The organism is Pseudomonas sp. FBCC-B1667 (assembly GCF_059133255.1).
In genome coordinates this window covers 571869-588919 of the sequence record NZ_CP101437.1, presented here as the reverse complement: position 1 = coordinate 588919, position 17051 = coordinate 571869, and the positions used below count along the sequence as shown (strand labels likewise).

Below are 17051 nucleotides of genomic sequence, written 5' to 3'. Positions count from 1 at the left end.
AATTTGCTTCTGTACTGACAAATGGCTGTCGCAAACCTCCCTTTTTTTTGCAAAAAAAAATGGCGCCCCGAAGGACGCCATTTTTAGCGGTTAAAAAACCGTCTTACTTACGCTTCATCGACAAGAAGAACTCGTCGTTGGTCTTGGTCGTTTTCAGCTTGTCGACCAGAAACTCGATGGCAGCGATTTCGTCCATCGGGTGCAGCAGCTTGCGCAGGATCCACATACGCTGCAACTCGTCGTCGGCCGTCAGCAACTCTTCGCGGCGGGTACCGGAACGGTTGATGTTGATGGCCGGGAAGACGCGTTTTTCAGCGATACGACGGTCCAGAGGCAGTTCCATGTTGCCGGTGCCTTTGAATTCTTCGTAGATCACTTCGTCCATCTTCGAGCCGGTTTCAACCAGCGCGGTGGCGATGATGGTCAGCGAACCGCCTTCTTCGATGTTCCGCGCGGCGCCGAAGAAACGTTTCGGTTTCTCCAGGGCGTGGGCATCGACACCACCGGTCAGAACCTTGCCGGAGCTCGGGATCACGGTGTTGTAGGCGCGAGCCAGACGGGTGATGGAGTCGAGCAGGATCACCACGTCTTTCTTGTGCTCGACCAGGCGCTTGGCCTTCTCGATCACCATTTCGGCAACCTGCACGTGGCGGGTTGGCGGCTCATCGAACGTCGAGGCAACCACTTCGCCGCGCACGGTGCGCTGCATTTCGGTCACTTCTTCCGGACGTTCATCGATCAGCAGCACGATCAGATGAACTTCAGGATTGTTACGGGCGATGTTCGCTGCAATGTTCTGCAGCATGATGGTTTTACCGGCTTTCGGCGGTGCAACGATCAGACCGCGCTGGCCTTTGCCGATCGGGGCGCACAGGTCGATGACACGACCGGTCAAGTCTTCGGTGGAACCGTTACCGGCCTCCATCTTCATGCGCACAGTCGGGAACAGCGGGGTCAGGTTCTCGAAGAGAATCTTGTTTTTCGCATTCTCGGGACGATCGTAGTTGATCGTGTCGACCTTGAGCAGCGCGAAATAACGCTCGCCTTCCTTTGGAGGGCGGATCTTGCCAACGATGGTGTCACCGGTGCGCAAGTTGAAACGGCGGATCTGGCTCGGCGAGACGTAGATATCGTCCGGGCCGGCGAGATAGGAAGCGTCAGCGGAGCGCAGGAAGCCGAAGCCGTCCTGGAGAATCTCCAGCACGCCATCACCGGAGATTTCCTCGCCGCTTTTAGCGTGCTTTTTGAGCAGGGAGAAAATCACGTCCTGCTTGCGCGAACGGGCCATATTTTCTATGCCCATCTGTTCGGCCAATTCGAGCAGTTCGGTAATCGGCTTTTGCTTGAGTTCAGTCAGATTCATATAGGAATGACGTAATCATTTATGGAGGGGGGAAATTAAGCTTTTGGCTTAATGAGGCCGCGCCGCAGAGAAGGCGACAGGATCGCGTACTTATTCGAAAAGGAGTGCGTCGGCGACGGCTAGCAGGGGGCAATGGAGAAACCAGTGCGGGGCCGAATGTACCACCTGAATTTCGGAGCGTCTAGCCCTGAATAACGAAAAGGCCCCGCAATGTGCGGGGCCTTTTTGATCACGCTTTGATCGACGCTTAGAGGTTGGCGTCGAGAAAGGCAGCCAGTTGCGACTTGGACAGCGCGCCGACCTTGGTCGCTTCAACGTTGCCGTTCTTGAACAGCATCAGCGTCGGGATACCACGCACGCCATGCTTGGCCGGGGTTTCCTGGTTTTCGTCGATGTTCAGCTTGGCAACGGTCAGCTTGCCTTTGTAGGTTTCAGCAATCTCGTCCAGGACAGGTGCGATCATTTTGCATGGGCCACACCATTCAGCCCAGTAGTCGACCAGTACAGCGCCTTCGGCCTTGAGTACGTCAGCCTCGAAGCTAGCGTCGCTAACGTGTTTGATAAGATCGCTGCTCATGGAAGTCTCCAGGTTGTAAGCAAAAAAACGTGGCCCATCATAGCCGCCCTTCCCTCGTTCAGGAAGGTGCAGATGATTGAGTCTCGCTATGGTGGCCCATGAGTTTGGGTATAGCTCAAGTCAGGAGGTGGCGGGAGCGACGAAGGCAATCCCTGTACGCAGCGCCGCGTTTCGTACATGTTCGCGCATCGCCTTCTGCGCCGCGCCGGAGGCCCGTCGAGTCAGCGCGCGGAGAATTTTGCGGTGCTCATGCCAGGTTTCCATGGCCCGCTCAGCCCGGATGAACGGAAGCTTCTGACTCTCCAGAAAGATCTCGGCGCTGGCGGTCAGGATGCTCAGCATCGCCTGATTGCCGCTGGCCAGCAGGATGCACCGGTGAAATTCGAAATCCAGCCGCGCCGCCGCCTCGAAGTCCCCGGCCTTCAATTCCTGGCGCATGGCAGCGACATTGTCTTCCAGCGCATCCAGCGCTTGTGTGCTCAAGGTGATTGCCGCCAAACCGGAGGCAAAACCTTCAAGGGCATAACGCAACTGGAAAATATCCAGCGGCGAGGCCTGGGCAGCGAATGGCCAGCTCACCGCTGCCTCGTCACGCGACAGGTCCACCGGCGACTGCACGAACACGCCTTTACCTGGCTGGATACTGATCACGCCCAGTGCACTCAGCGACGACAACGCCTCACGCAATGACGCCCGACTGACCCCCAGCTGCACCGCCAGGTCCCGTTGAGAGGGCAAGGCATCGCCTGGCCCGAAACCTCGCTCGGTGATCAATTTGCGGATGGCCAGCAAGGCCACTTCAGGAACGGCGCGGGAGATCGAATTCATGGTTTTTCAAACAGGCAGGCCAATGAGTGCTCAGTTGTAAAGCTAATCGCGACGCCCGGCAAGTCGTGCCCCAAGGGGGTTCGGTCGTTTCCGGCGATGCGCTATCGGGGTGCGAAACACCCGTTGACTGTTCAGACCAGTAAGACCGATCAACGCCAGTAAACCCGCGGCCTGCGCCCCCTGAAACCGAGTCTTGGCATGGCCCGTGCTCTGTCGAGCCGCAGCCTTCACTTTTCGCCGATCCGGAGATTTGCCATGACCCAGCGTTACAGCGCCCTCCTTGCCGCCCTGTTTGCCAGCCTGATACTGAGCCAGGCGCCCGCCCACGCCGACGGTCTGGAGGAGGTGGTCAAACGCGGCGTTCTCAAAGTCGCCGTGCCGCAGGACTTCCCGCCATTCGGCTCGGTCGGCCCGGACATGAAACCGCGCGGCCTGGACATCGATACCGCAAAACTGCTGGCCGATCAGCTCAAGGTCAAACTCGAACTGACCCCGGTCAACAGCACCAACCGCATCCCGTTCCTGACCACCGGAAAGGTGGATCTGGTGATCTCCAGCCTCGGCAAGAACCCCGAGCGCGAGAAAGTCATCGATTTCTCCAGCGCCTACGCGCCGTTCTACCTCGCCGTGTTCGGTCCGCCAGACGCCGACATCAAAAGCCTGGACGACCTCAAGGGTAAAACCGTCAGCGTCACCCGTGGCGCCATCGAAGACATCGAACTGACCAAGGTGGCCCCCGAAGGCGTGACCATCAAGCGCTTCGAAGACAACAACTCGACCATCGCCGCCTACCTCGCCGGCCAGGTTGACCTGATCGCCAGCGGCAACGTGGTGATGGTGGCGATCAGCGAGAAAAGCCCGAAACGTGTGCCCGCATTGAAAGTGAAGCTCAAGGATTCGCCGGTCTACGTGGGCGTGAACAAGAACGAGCCGGCGCTGTTGGGCAAGGTCAACCAGATCCTGGCCACCGCCAGGACGGATGGCGCACTGGAGAAAAATTCCCGTACCTGGTTGAAAGAACCGTTGCCGGCCGATCTCTGATTTTCGCCAAGGAGGCTGAGCATGGCTTATCAGTTCGACTTTCTGCCGGTGGTGCAAAACACCGACCTGTTGTTGCGCGGTGCGCTGTTCACCCTTGAATTGACGGCCATTGGCACTGTGCTGGGCGTCAGTCTGGGCATCGTCGGGGCGTTAGTGCGGGCGTGGAACATTCGCCCGTTCGCGACAATATTCGGGGTTTACGTCGAGCTGATCCGCAACACCCCGTTTCTGGTGCAGCTGTTTTTCATCTTTTTCGGATTGCCCTCCCTGGGTGTGCAGATTTCAGAATGGCAGGCCGCCGTGCTGGCGATGGTGATCAACCTGGGCGCCTATTCCACCGAGATCATCCGTGCAGGCATCCAGGCGATCCCCCGAGGGCAGCTTGAAGCCGCTGCCGCCTTGGCGATGAACCGCTTCGAAGCGTTCCGCCATGTGGTCTTGCTGCCGGCCCTGGGCAAAGTCTGGCCGGCGCTGAGCAGCCAGATCATCATCGTCATGCTGGGTTCGGCCGTCTGCTCGCAGATCGCGACCGAAGAGTTGAGTTTCGCCGCCAACTTCATTCAATCGCGCAACTTCCGCGCCTTTGAAACCTATGCCCTGACCACCCTGCTCTATCTGTGCATGGCGCTGCTGATCCGCCAGTTACTGAACTGGATCGGGCGCCGGTACATCGTCAGGAGCCGCCAATGAGCGATTTCACCTTTTGGGACGTCGTGCGCAACTTGCTCACGGGCCTGCAATGGACCCTGGCGCTGTCGCTGGTGGCGTTTATTGGCGGCGGCTTGATTGGCTTGCTGATCATGGTCATGCGCATTTCAAAAAAACCCCTGCCGCGTAACGTCGCCCGCACGTACATCGAACTGTTCCAGGGCACGCCGCTATTGATGCAGCTGTTTCTGGTGTTCTTCGGCGTCGCCCTGGCCGGTGTAGACATTTCGCCATGGATGGCGGCGGCGCTGGCCCTGACGCTGTTCACCAGCGCGTACCTGGCGGAGATCTGGCGCGGTTGCGTCGAATCGATCCCCCACGGCCAGTGGGAAGCGTCATCAAGCCTGGCGCTCAATCCGTTGGAGCAACTGCGTTACGTGATCCTGCCGCAAGCGCTGCGGATCGCTGTGGCGCCAACCGTGGGGTTTTCGGTGCAAGTGGTCAAAGGCACTGCCGTGACCTCCATCATCGGTTTCACCGAACTGACCAAGACCGGCGGCATGCTCGCCAACGCCACCTTCGAACCCTTCATGGTGTATGGCTTGGTTGCCCTCGGTTACTTCCTGCTCTGCTACCCCTTGTCCCTCAGCGCGCGCTACCTGGAAAGGAGACTGCATGCCTCTGCTTAGAATTTCCGCCCTGCATAAATACTATGGCGATCACCATGTGCTCAAAGGCATCGACCTGAGCGTCGAGGAAGGCCAGGTGGTGGCGATCATCGGCCGTAGCGGCTCGGGCAAATCCACGTTGTTGCGCACATTGAACGGCCTGGAGTCGATCAACGATGGTGTGATCGAAGTCGACGGCGAATACCTCGACGCCGCACGTGCGGACTTGCGCAGCCTGCGGCAGAAAGTCGGCATGGTGTTTCAGCAATTCAACCTGTTCCCGCACCTGACCGTAGGCGAGAACGTCATGCTCGCGCCGCAAGTGGTGCAGAAAGTACCGAAAGCCAAAGCAGCCGAGCTGGCGCGGCAGATGCTCGAACGTGTCGGGCTGGGCGAAAAGTTTGATGCGTTCCCCGACCGGCTGTCCGGCGGGCAACAACAGCGGGTGGCCATTGCCCGCGCGTTGGCGATGTCGCCCAAGGTGTTGTTGTGCGATGAGATTACCTCGGCGCTGGATCCCGAGCTGGTCAATGAAGTGCTGAGTGTGGTTCGGCAACTGGCCAGGGACGGGATGACGCTGATCATGGTCACCCACGAAATGCGCTTTGCCCGGGAGGTTGGGGACAAGTTGGTGTTCATGCATCAGGGCAAGGTGCATGAGGCGGGGGATCCGAAGATGTTGTTTGCCAATCCGCAGACGGCGGAGCTGGCGAATTTCATCGGGACGGTTGAACACGCTGGATAATTCACTGTGGCGAGGGGGCTTGTCGGATCGCCACAGGGTTGTGCTGGATCAACGCTTTGAACACTGCGCGTTGGCGTCAGCCTTTGATCGTGGCACGATGTCGAGGTTATCGACCGAGACCCCCCGACCATGCCGCAATCCCAAGCCAAGAATCTGTCCCTGATCGCCGCAATCGACCTGGGCTCCAACAGCTTTCACATGGTCGTGGCCAAAGCCCAGAACGGCGAAATCCGTATTCTCGAGCGTCTCGGGGAGAAGGTTCAGCTGGCCGCCGGCATCGACGAAGCGCGCCATCTCAACGAAGAATCCATGCAGCGCGGGCTCGACTGCCTCAAGCGGTTTGCCCAACTGATCAACGGCATGCCACCGGGCGCCGTGCGCATCGTCGGCACCAACGCCCTGCGCGAGGCCCGTAACCGCGCCGAATTCATCCGCCGCGCCGAAGACATCCTCGGCCACCCGGTGGAAGTCATCTCCGGCCGTGAAGAAGCACGCCTGATTTACCTCGGTGTGTCCCACACCCTTGCCGACACCCCGGGCAAACGCCTGGTGGCCGACATCGGCGGCGGCAGTACCGAATTCATCATCGGCCAGCGCTTCGAACCGCTGCTGCGCGAAAGCCTGCAAATGGGCTGTGTCAGCTACACCCAGCGCTATTTCAAGGACGGCAAGATCACCCCGGCCCGCTACGCCCAGGCGTACACCGCGGCACGGCTGGAGATCATGAGCATCGAGCACGCCCTGCACCGCCTGACCTGGGATGAAGCCATCGGCTCCTCGGGCACCATCCGTGCCATCGGCCTGGCACTGAAGGCCGGCGGCCACGGCACGGGCGAGGTGAATGCTGAGGGCCTGGCCTGGCTCAAACGCAAACTGATCAAGCTCGGCGACGTCGAGAAAATCGACTTTGACGGCATCAAGCCCGACCGCCGGGCGATTTTTCCGGCGGGTTTGGCGATCCTCGAGGCGATTTTCGACGCCCTCGAACTTCAGCGCATGGACCACTGCGAAGGCGCCTTGCGTGAAGGCGTGCTCTATGACCTGCTAGGCCGTCATCACCACGAAGACGTCCGTGAGCGCACGCTCAGCTCGCTGATGGAGCGTTATCACGTCGACCTGGAACAAGCGGCCCGGGTCGAGCGCAAGGCATTGCACGCCTTCGATCAAGTAGCCAAGGATTGGGATCTGGATGACGGCGTGTGGCGCGAACTGCTCGGTTGGGCTGCCAAGGTCCACGAAGTGGGCCTGGACATTGCTCACTATCAGTACCACAAGCATGGCGCCTACCTGATCGAGCACTCGGACCTCGCCGGGTTCTCCCGCGAGGACCAGCAAATGCTGGCGCTGCTGGTGCGTGGTCACCGACGCAACATTCCCAAGGACAAATTCGCCGAGTTCGGCGATCACGGCATCAAGCTGATCCGCCTGTGCGTGCTGCTGCGCTTTGCGATCCTGTTCCATCACATCCGCGGCACCCAGCAAATGCCTCAAGTGGAATTGAACGCCAATGGCAACAGTCTGGAGGTGGTGTTCCCGGACCAATGGCTGGACGAAAACCAACTGACCCAGGCCGACTTCGCCATCGAAGCGGAATGGCTCACCCGCGTCGACATTGTCCTGAACGCCCGCTGAAACTGAAAAGGCCTTCTTCGGAAGGCCTTTTTTATGCTTGCGATTCAGCAAGCGACACAATCCCCTGTGGGACTGAACGTGTGGCGAGGGCTCGCTCCTGCAGGTGTTGGGCGTTAACGAACGGTCAGGATCGGGCTGCCCAAACGCTCCAGCAACGTCGCCTGCGCACTGCGCGGGTTCTGGTTGCCAGTCGGCGTGTTACGGATGTAACGACCATCCGACTGCAGACTCCAGCTGTGCGTGTTGTCGGTGAGGTACAGCTCCAGCTCTTTCTTGACCCGCACAATCAGCTTGCGACCTTCCACCGGGAAACAGGTCTCGACACGTTTGTCGAGGTTGCGCTCCATCCAGTCGGCACTGGAGAGGAACATCTGTTCGTCGCCACCATTGAGGAAGTAGAAGACCCGGGTATGTTCCAGGAAGCGACCAATGATCGAACGAACGTGGATGTTGTGAGACACCCCGGCGATACCCGGACGCAGGCAGCACATGCCGCGTACGACAAGGTCGATGCGCACGCCCGACTGGCTGGCCTTGTACAGCGCGCGGATGATCTTCGGATCGGTCAGCGAGTTGAACTTGGCGATGATGTGTGCCGGTTTGCCGTCGAGGGCGAACTGAGTCTCCCGGGCAATCATGTCGAGCATGCCTTTCTTCAGCGTGAACGGCGCGTGCAGCAGCTTCTTCATGCGCAGGGTCTTGCCCATGCCGATCAACTGGCTGAACAGTTTGCCGACGTCTTCGCACAAGGCGTCGTCTGAGGTCAGCAAGCTGTAGTCGGTGTACAGGCGGGCGTTGGCCGCGTGGTAGTTACCTGTTCCCAAATGCGCGTAACGCACGATCTCGCCGGCTTCGCGACGCAGAATCAGCATCATCTTGGCGTGAGTCTTGAAGCCGACCACGCCGTAAATCACCACCGCACCGGCCGCTTGCAGACGGCTGGCCAGTTGCAGGTTGGACTCTTCATCGAAGCGCGCACGCAACTCGATTACCGCGGTGACCTCTTTGCCGTTACGCGCGGCATCGACCAGCGCATCAACGATTTCCGAGTTGGCGCCGGAACGGTACAGCGTCTGGCGGACCGCCAGTACATGCGGGTCCTTGGCGGCCTGGCGCAGCAGGTCGACCACCGGGGTGAATGACTCGAACGGGTGCAGCAGCAGAATGTCCTGCTTGCTGATCACGCTGAAGATGTTCTCGCTGTTCTGCAGTAGTTTCGGGATCTGTGGGGTAAACGGCGTGTATTGCAGCGCTCGCTGACTGTCCAGGCCGGTAATGCTGAACAGGCGGGTCAGGTTGACCGGACCGTTGACCTGATACAGCTCGGTCTCGTGCAGGTTGAACTGCTTGAGCAAGTAGTCCGACAAGTGTTTCGGGCACGTATCGGCAACTTCCAGACGCACCGCGTCACCGTAGCGACGCGAGAACAACTCGCCGCGCAGTGCGCGGGCAAGGTCTTCCACATCTTCGGAATCCAGCGCCAGGTCGGCATTTCGGGTCAGGCGGAACTGGTAGCAGCCCTTGACCTTCATGCCCTGGAACAAGTCATCGGCGTGAGCGTGGATCATCGACGACAGGAACACATAGTTGTCGCCGGCGCCGCCGACTTCTTCCGGCACCTTGATCACGCGCGGCAGCAGACGCGGCGCCGGGATGATCGCCAGACCGGAATCGCGACCGAAGGCGTCGATGCCTTCGAGTTCGACGATGAAGTTCAGGCTCTTGTTCACCAGCAACGGGAACGGGTGCGTCGGGTCGAGGCCGATCGGGGTGATGATCGGCGCGATCTCGTCGCGAAAATAGCGGCGCACCCAGGTTTTGATCTTGGTGGTCCAGTGACGCCGACGAATGAAGCGGACCTGATGTTTCTCCAGTTCCGGCAACAGAATGTCGTTGAGGATCGCGTACTGGCGGTCAACGTGACCGTGTACCAGCTCGCTGATGCGCGCCAGGGCCTGATGCGGTTGCAGGCCGTCGGCACCGGCTTGTTCACGGGCGAAGGTGATTTGCTTTTTCAAGCCGGCCACACGAATTTCGAAGAACTCGTCCAGGTTGCTGGAGAAGATCAGCAGAAACTTAAGCCGCTCCAGCAAGGGGTAGGACTCATCCAGCGCCTGTTCCAGCACGCGGATGTTGAATTGCAGTTGCGAGAGCTCGCGGTGGATGTACAGGCTGCTGTCATCCAGACCGGGAATGGCAATCGCCGGCGCCGGCGCCGCGGTGGCAGCGGTTTCGGCCACCACCGCGGGCGGAGCAGGCTCGAGCTCCGGCGGGGTTTCGGCGATTTGCTCGACCAGGGGTTGAGCCTCTTTTACGGCAACTTCAGTCAGTCCTTCGGTATTCATGAAATGTTCCTGGGAGGGCTATTTCTGCTCTCGTAACAGTTGAGCGGCGCGGACGGCAAAGTAAGTCAGGATGCCATCGGCGCCTGCACGTTTAAAAGCGGTCAGGGATTCGAGAATCACCCCTTCGCTCAACCAGCCATTCTGGATCGCCGCCATGTGCATGGCGTATTCGCCGCTGACTTGATACACAAACGTCGGCACTTTGAATTCTTCTTTGACCCGGTAAAGAATATCCAGGTACGGCATGCCTGGCTTGACCATGACCATGTCCGCGCCTTCTGACAAGTCTGCCGCCACTTCGTGCAAGGCTTCGTTGCTGTTGGCCGGGTCCATCTGATAGCTGGCCTTGTTGGCCTTGCCCAGGTTCAGCGCCGAACCGACCGCATCGCGGAACGGGCCATAGTAGGCGCTGGCGTATTTTGCCGAATAGGCCATGATCCGCACGTTAACGTGATCAGCCAGCTCGAGGGCTTCGCGGATCGCCTGGATGCGACCGTCCATCATGTCCGAGGGGGCCACCACCTGAGCGCCGGCTTCGGCGTGGGACAGGGCCTGCCGCACCAGTGCATCGACGGTAATGTCGTTCTGCACGTAGCCTTCTTCGTCGATGATGCCGTCCTGACCGTGGGTGGTAAACGGGTCAAGGGCAACGTCAGTAATCACGCCCAGCTCCGGGAACTGCGCGCGCAAGGCGCGAGTGGCGCGTTGGGCGATGCCGTTCGGGTTCCAGGCTTCGGCGGCATCCAGAGTCTTGAGCTCCGGTGGCGTGACGGGGAACAGCGCCAGCGCCGGAATCCCCAGCGCCACCCATTTGGCCGCTTCTTCCAGCAACAGGTCGATGGTCAGGCGTTCGACGCCCGGCATCGAGGCCACCGCTTCGCGACGGTTTTCACCGTCCAGGACGAACACCGGCAGGATCAGGTCATCGACGGTCAGAACGTTTTCACGGACCAGTCGACGCGAGAATTCATCGCGACGGTTACGGCGCAGGCGGGTTGCGGGGAACAGACGGTTGGCGGGGGTAAAACTCACGGCAGACTCCTGAGCCCGCGCTGGCAGGCGAGCGTGACAGTTATAAGCGACCATTATGACCAACGCATGACAGTTATGTGCACCCCTGTAGTCGCATTCCATTGTCGTTGTAGGAAATGTTCACGTCGAGACACATTTGGACACTTTCATGAATGTGCACGAAGGGTTAGGCTGCGCGTTCATTTCGCCAGCACCCAGACAATGCTCCAACAATTTCTGCATGACTTCGGCTACTTTGCCCTGTTTCTCGGCACGTTCTTTGAAGGCGAAACCATTCTTGTGCTCGCCGGCTTCCTCGCGTTCCGCGGATACATGGACATCAACCTGGTGGTGGTCGTGGCGTTCTTCGGCAGTTATGCCGGTGATCAGCTGTGGTACTTCCTGGGGCGCAAGCACGGGCGCAAACTGCTGGCCCGCAAGCCGCGCTGGCAGATGATGGGCGATCGGGCGCTGGAACATATCCGCAAACACCCGGACATCTGGGTGCTGAGCTTCCGCTTTGTCTACGGTTTACGCACCGTGATGCCGGTGGCCATCGGCCTGTCGGGCTATCCACCGGGACGTTATCTGCTGCTCAACGGCATTGGCGCGGCGGTCTGGGCGGCAGCCCTGGCGGCGGCGGCTTACCACTTTGGCGCCGTGCTGGAAGGCATGCTCGGCAGCGTCAAAAAGTACGAACTGTGGGTGCTCGGCGCGTTGCTGGTATTGGGCCTGGGCTTGTGGCTGCGCCGGCGCTTCAAGAATGCCCGTCTGGCGAAGAAAATCTACGCCGACGAGCAAGCCCTGAAAGCTGCACAGGCCAACGTCGAAGCGCCTAAGTCGCCAAACGAGTGAAGCGGTTTCTGCAGCAGTAGAGACCGACAGCGCTAAGCAGGCTGTAGCTGAGCAGGCCGACCCAGCCCACTGTGCTGGCCGGCCACAGCCCCGCCACTGGCGCCAGCCACACCAGCGGCACATTCGATGCCAGCCGCAGCAGTTCCAGCTTCAACGCCCACGGGCGATTCTCCAGGGCCACGCCCAACGTAAACAACCCCAGCGCCACCGCACTCCAGCCCAGCACCAATGCAACGGTTGGCAGGCTGCGTTCCAGGTTCATCAAGTCGCTGCCCAGCGCGATGTAGGCGCAAAACTGCAACGCCACATACAGTTGCTGACGGTTGTCCAGCGGCACCTCGAATTTGCGAAACAGGTTCAAGTCGGGCTTGATCATCGGGTATTTGGCTGCCACATCCGCCGGGCGCCAACCGGTGCGCATGAACCAGATCCGCAGCTTGTCCCACGTGCGCTCGGTCCGCCGTGCGTCATTCCACAGTTGCACATAGAACTGCACGTTAGCCCACAGTGGATTCCAGCTCGCCAGCGGCGTGGTCACGCCGAAAATCACTGGCTCACTGTCGTCTTCTTCCTGGAACGAGCCAAACAGACGATCCCAAATAATGAACACCCCGCCGTAGTTGCGATCCATGTAGAGAGCGTTCTGCGCATGGTGAGCCCGATGATTGGACGGCGACACAAAAAACCATTCGAACCAGCCGAGCTTGGGAATGTGCCTGGTATGAACCCAGAACTGATACAGCAGATTCAACGCCGCGACGCTGACGAATACCAGCAGTGGCACGCCGAGCACGGCCATCGGCAGGTAGAAAATCCAGCCCAGCAGGAAACCGGTGCTGGTCTGGCGCAACGCCGTGGACAAGTTGTACTCCTCGCTCTGGTGATGCACCGAATGCGCGGCCCAAAGAATATTGCGTTCATGGCCCATACGGTGCAGCCAGTAGTAGCAGAGGTCGTAGAGCACAAAGGCAATCACCCAAACCCAGACGCTCTCGGCCGACAGCGCGAAAAGCGCCACATGTTCAAGGGCAAAGCCATAGGTGAGCAGCCCGACACCCTTGGTCAACAGACCCGTAGTGGTCGACAGCACACCGGTGCTCATGCTGTTGATCGCATCGGCCACGCGATAATTACTGACCCCGCGCCAACGATCGGCCAGCAGCTCCACAGCGATCAGCACAATGAAAAACGGCACTGCATACAGAATGAAGTCCATGACACGCCCTGATCGGAATCTGGAGGACAGATGCTAGGTGTAGCCGCCCATTTACCCTATGGCAACGAGCGACAAATTAGTGGACATTTAACGCCATGAATCTGGAGAACAACCCATGAGCAAAAAAATTGCAGTGATCCTTTCCGGCTGTGGCGTGTACGACGGCGCCGAGATCCACGAAAGCGTGATTACCCTGCTGAGACTGGACCAGCGTGGCGCTAAGGTGCAGTGCTTTGCCCCGAACATTGCGCAGTTGCATGTGATCAATCACCTGACCGGCGAGGAAATGCCCGAATCGCGCAACGTACTGGTTGAATCGGCGCGGATCGCTCGGGGCAACATCAAGGACATTCGCGAAGCCGATGTCGACGACTTTGATGCGTTGATCGTTCCCGGCGGATTTGGCTCGGCCAAGAACCTGTCGAACTTTGCGGTCGAAGGCGCGGGCTGCACCGTGCAACCGGATGTCCTGGCGCTGACTGAAGCCTTCGCCGAAGCCGGCAAACCGGTCGGCTTAATGTGCATCTCCCCGGCGCTGGCGGCGAAGATCTACGGCCCGGGAGTGAACTGCACCATTGGCAACGATGCCGAGACCGCGGCAGCCATGAACAAAATGGGCGCGACGCATACTGATTGCGCCGTGACCGAAATCGTCGAGGACCGGGCGCGCAAACTGGTGAGCACACCGGCGTACATGCTGGCGCAAAGCATCAGCGAAGCAGCGTCCGGCATCAACAAAATGGTCGATCGCGTGCTCGAACTGACCCACGAAAACGACGCCTGACCCCGTTCAAATGTGGGAGCAGTCCCGCTCCCACAGGATTCAGGCAAGGCTCAGGGCTTTGGGGTTAGCCGGGTGAGTATCCGGTCCAGCGCATTGGCAAACGCTTGCTTCTCGCGGTCACCAAACGGTGCCGGGCCGCCCCCCATCTGCCCTTGTTCACGCAAATCGGTGAAAAGGTTGCGCACCGCCAGCCGGTCGCCCATGTTCTGCGCGTCAAACTCCTTGCCTCGCGGGTCCAGCGCGGCCACGCCCTTCTTCACCAGGCGATCCGCCAGCGGCACGTCGCTGCAAATCACCAGCTCACCCGGTACCGCATGCTCCACCAGGTAATCATCGGCGGCGTCCGGGCCACTCGGCACCACGATCAACTTCACCAGCGCCAGCCCCGGCTTGATCTGCGGCTGCCCCGCCACCAGCACCACTTCGTGCTGGCGTTTGAGGGCGAACTTCACCACCAGATCCTTGGCCGCCCGGGGGCAGGCGTCAGCGTCGATCCAGACTCGCATCATGTTTTCCTCTTCCAAAAAAAATCGCGGGCAAGCCACGCTCCCACAAGGTTAACCCTAAACCTGTGGGAGCGTGGCTTGCCCGCGATTGTGAGCGCAGCGAATGCCGTTAAGAGACCGTCACCCGCTGCTTCTCCGCCATCCGACTACGGCTGTACAACACAACAATCGCAATGATCGCCACCACCTGAGCACTCAGCGAATACGCGTCCGCATGAATGCCCAGCCAGTCAAAATCAAAGAACGGCACTGGCCGCGTGCCGAAGATTCCGGCTTCCTGCAACGCCTTCACGCCATGCCCGGCAAACACCACCGACAATGCGCACAGCAGACCGGCGTTGATGCTGAAGAACAACGCCAGCGGCAACTTCGCCGAACCGCGCAGAATCACCCAGGCCAGCCCCACCAACAGCACCAGCGCCGTCGCGCCGCCGGCCAACACCGCGTCGTGCCCGGCAGGCCCGGCCTGCAGCCACAGGGTTTCGTAGAACAGAATCACTTCAAACAGTTCGCGATACACCGAGAAGAACGCCAGGATCGCAAAGCCGAAACGCCCGCCACCGCCCACCAGGCTGCTTTTGATGTAATCCTGCCACGCCGCTGCATGGCGACGGTCGTGCATCCACACGCCGAGCCAGAGCACCATGACCGAGGCAAACAGCGCCGTTGCGCCTTCCAGCAATTCGCGCTGCGAGCCGCTGACATCAATCACGTACGCCGCCAGCGCCCAGGTCCCCAGACCGGCCAACAACGCCAGGCCCCAGCCGGCGTTGACACTGCGCACGGCCGATTGCTGGCCGGTGTTGCGCAAGAACGCCAGGATTGCCGCCAGCACCAGAATCGCTTCCAGCCCTTCACGCAGCAAAATCAGCAGACCCGAAATGAAGCTCAGGGACCAGCTCAGGCCATCGCTGCCTAACAGGCCTGCCGATTCCTTCAACTTGGCCTTGGCCATGTCCAGACGCTGCTGAGCCTGAGCCACCGGCAAACCATCCTGCAACGACTGACGGTACGCCATCAGCGATTTTTCAGTGTCTTTGCGCACGTTGGCGTCGACGTTGTCGAGGGAGCTTTCAACCAGCTCGAAGCCTTCCAGATACGCCGCCACAGACAAGTCATAGGCTTGATCGTGATCGCCGGCACGGTAGGCGGCGATGCTTTTGTCCAAGGTGGCCGCGGTGTAATCCAGCAACTGCCCCGGGCCACGCTTGACCTGCGGCGGTTGCGCCCGTTGCGCACGAAAGGTCGCGGCCGCTTGCGGACCTTCGGCCGCCTGCACTTCGGCTGGCGTCTGACGTGCCAGGTCGGCGATGTTGTAGGTTTTCGCGGATTTTGCCGCGGCCGGATCGGCGCTGAAGCTGGCGATGTAGGTCGCCAGGTCCCAGCGCTGACGATCATCCAGCTGGTCAGCGAAGGACGGCATGTCGGTGCCTTCGACGCCCATGCCCAGCGTGTTGTAGATCGCATAGAGGCTCAAACGGTCCAGTCGCACGGCATCGCGCAGATTGGCCGGCGGTGGCGTCATACCGACACCTGCCGGGCCGTCACCAGCGCCCGCATCGCCATGGCACACCGAGCATTGCTGGGCGTACAGCGGCGCGCCGCGGGTCGGATCCGGCGTGATAACCGGGGCTTGGCTGACCTCATAAGTCACCGCCAGTTTTGCCCCCAACTGCCGCGCCTGACGGGCGACGTCCGCGCCCTCTTTGCGAGCGGAGATCGCAGCGCCAAGGCTGCTGACGCCCTGTTCCAGTTCTTCGCGTTCGGGTTTGGCCGGCAAATCGGCGATCAAACCTTGTAGAACCTTTAGGAATTCCTGCTGTTCGCGGTATTCAGACTCATCGATGACATTGCCCGCCTCGACCGTCGCCGGGTAATCGGCGCCAATGTAATCGAGCAAATGCAAAGCCTTGGGCGCACCTTCCGTGGTGTCGGCCAGCGCATTGAAGCTGCAAAACGCGATCACCGGCAGCACGAGCCACGCCGGAAAACGAGAGAAGGCAATCATGAATAAATCTCAAATGGAAATACGAAGTAACACATTGTTCACTCCCAATGACTTTCACTCAAGCTTTGTTCGCAAACGATGCGGGTCCGGACATGAAAAAGGCGACCTCCAGGGTCGCCTTTTTTGTAGCTGAGTGCGTTTAAACCGCAGCTTTACGCAACGTCGCCATGAACGCCGCCGCGCCGATGAACAACCCGGCAAACGTGCGGTTCATGCGTTTTTGCTGCTGGGGGGTGCGCAACAGACGCAACACCTTGGACGCCAACCCGGTGTAACCGGCCATGACGATCAGGTCAACGCAGATCATGGTCACGCCAATGATCAGGTACTGGGCCAGCAACGGCGCATGCGGGTCGATGAACTGCGGCAACACCGCGAGCATAAACACCAGCGCCTTGGGGTTGCTGATGTTGACCAGAAAACCACGGAACACCAGCGCCATCGGCTTGCCGATCTGACGCACCGCCGCGTCATCGCTCATGTCGCTGGGTAGCGCGCGCCATTGTTTGATCGCGAGGTACACCAGGTACGCCACGCCGAACCATTTGATCGCATAGAACGCGGAGGCCGACGCCGTGAGAATCGCGCCCACGCCAGCACCGACAATCGCGATCTGCACCGCCAGACCCACTTGCAGGCCCAAGGCATTCCAGTAACCGCGCCAGAACCCGTATTGCAGACCGCTGGACATCGACGCAATGGCGCCGGCACCAGGCGACAGACTGATCACCCAGCAGGCGGCAAAAAACGCCAGCCATGTTTGAAGCTCCATCGCATACCTCGACTCAGACTCGTGACAGACGTCTAAGCTAATGCGGCTTCAG

Annotated in this window: 16 protein-coding genes; 7 read left to right on the top strand and 9 right to left on the bottom strand. The window is 60.0% G+C overall.

The features are described from left to right. Positions 1 to 103 precede the first annotated feature (103 nt). The 3 genes from rho to NL116_RS02510 all read right to left on the bottom strand — a co-directional run bounded on the left by rho (position 104) and on the right by NL116_RS02510 (position 2768). On the bottom strand, positions 104 to 1363 hold the full coding sequence (gene rho / locus NL116_RS02520) for a transcription termination factor Rho (protein ID WP_007942421.1): 1260 nt from the start codon (positions 1361 to 1363) through the stop codon (positions 104 to 106). Between the two features lie 247 nt (positions 1364 to 1610). Next, positions 1611 to 1940, bottom strand: coding sequence for a thioredoxin TrxA (trxA, locus tag NL116_RS02515; protein ID WP_064379931.1), 330 nt, complete (start codon positions 1938 to 1940; stop codon positions 1611 to 1613). 120 nt (positions 1941 to 2060) lie between these two features. Beyond that, the gene (locus NL116_RS02510; RefSeq protein WP_494375882.1) at positions 2061 to 2768 is read right to left on the bottom strand and encodes a FadR/GntR family transcriptional regulator; all 708 of its coding nucleotides are present in this window, start codon (positions 2766 to 2768) and stop codon (positions 2061 to 2063) included. 255 nt (positions 2769 to 3023) lie between these two features. On the opposite strand from NL116_RS02510, the gene NL116_RS02505 reads away from it, so the two are divergent. The 5 genes from NL116_RS02505 to ppx all read left to right on the top strand — a co-directional run bounded on the left by NL116_RS02505 (position 3024) and on the right by ppx (position 7502). Further along, a complete protein-coding gene (locus NL116_RS02505; RefSeq protein WP_494375881.1) occupies positions 3024 to 3809 on the top strand; it encodes a transporter substrate-binding domain-containing protein in 786 nt (261 codons plus the stop codon). 21 nt (positions 3810 to 3830) lie between these two features. Beyond that, a complete protein-coding gene (locus NL116_RS02500; RefSeq protein ID WP_494375880.1) occupies positions 3831 to 4499 on the top strand; it encodes an amino acid ABC transporter permease in 669 nt (222 codons plus the stop codon). Continuing rightward, a complete protein-coding gene (locus NL116_RS02495) occupies positions 4496 to 5146 on the top strand; it encodes an amino acid ABC transporter permease (protein WP_494375879.1) in 651 nt (216 codons plus the stop codon). The genes NL116_RS02500 and NL116_RS02495 overlap by 4 nt, the downstream gene beginning before the upstream one ends. Next, entirely contained in the window at positions 5133 to 5870 is a 738-nt protein-coding gene (locus NL116_RS02490) for an amino acid ABC transporter ATP-binding protein (protein WP_494375878.1), read from the top strand. The genes NL116_RS02495 and NL116_RS02490 overlap by 14 nt, the downstream gene beginning before the upstream one ends. Before the next feature lie 129 nt (positions 5871 to 5999). Continuing rightward, positions 6000 to 7502 (top strand): exopolyphosphatase, encoded by a 1503-nt coding sequence (gene ppx / locus NL116_RS02485; RefSeq protein ID WP_494375877.1) that lies wholly within the window; start codon positions 6000 to 6002, stop codon positions 7500 to 7502. A 113-nt stretch (positions 7503 to 7615) separates the two neighbouring features. Here ppx and ppk1 read toward each other — a convergent pair whose 3' ends face one another. Both ppk1 and hemB read right to left on the bottom strand, forming a co-directional pair. Then, complete coding sequence (gene ppk1 / locus NL116_RS02480; protein WP_494375876.1) at positions 7616 to 9847, bottom strand: polyphosphate kinase 1; 2232 nt, start codon at positions 9845 to 9847, stop codon at positions 7616 to 7618. Positions 9848 to 9865: 18 nt separating this feature from the next. Next, a complete protein-coding gene (gene hemB, locus NL116_RS02475) occupies positions 9866 to 10879 on the bottom strand; it encodes a porphobilinogen synthase (RefSeq protein WP_494375875.1) in 1014 nt (337 codons plus the stop codon). Between the two features lie 201 nt (positions 10880 to 11080). Between hemB and NL116_RS02470 the strand changes: the two genes are divergently transcribed. Further along, complete coding sequence (locus NL116_RS02470; protein ID WP_494375874.1) at positions 11081 to 11713, top strand: DedA family protein; 633 nt, start codon at positions 11081 to 11083, stop codon at positions 11711 to 11713. On the opposite strand, the gene NL116_RS02465 is transcribed toward NL116_RS02470, so the two are convergent. Then, positions 11694 to 12929 (bottom strand): sterol desaturase family protein, encoded by a 1236-nt coding sequence (locus tag NL116_RS02465; protein WP_494375873.1) that lies wholly within the window; start codon positions 12927 to 12929, stop codon positions 11694 to 11696. The genes NL116_RS02470 and NL116_RS02465 overlap by 20 nt on opposite strands. 115 nt (positions 12930 to 13044) lie before the next feature. Here NL116_RS02465 and elbB point away from each other — a divergent pair, with 115 nt between their 5' ends. Next, entirely contained in the window at positions 13045 to 13713 is a 669-nt protein-coding gene (elbB, locus tag NL116_RS02460) for an isoprenoid biosynthesis glyoxalase ElbB (RefSeq protein ID WP_494375872.1), read from the top strand. 50 nt (positions 13714 to 13763) lie between these two features. Here the strand turns inward: elbB and NL116_RS02455 are convergent, their stop codons facing one another. The 3 genes from NL116_RS02455 to rhtB all read right to left on the bottom strand — a co-directional run bounded on the left by NL116_RS02455 (position 13764) and on the right by rhtB (position 16999). Beyond that, on the bottom strand, positions 13764 to 14219 hold the full coding sequence (locus NL116_RS02455) for a YaiI/YqxD family protein (RefSeq protein ID WP_494378167.1): 456 nt from the start codon (positions 14217 to 14219) through the stop codon (positions 13764 to 13766). Between the two features lie 109 nt (positions 14220 to 14328). After that, a complete protein-coding gene (locus NL116_RS02450; protein WP_494375871.1) occupies positions 14329 to 16227 on the bottom strand; it encodes an FTR1 family protein in 1899 nt (632 codons plus the stop codon). A 139-nt stretch (positions 16228 to 16366) separates the two neighbouring features. Beyond that, entirely contained in the window at positions 16367 to 16999 is a 633-nt protein-coding gene (gene rhtB, locus NL116_RS02445) for a homoserine/homoserine lactone efflux protein (protein WP_140664590.1), read from the bottom strand. Positions 17000 to 17051: the final 52 nt, after the last annotated feature.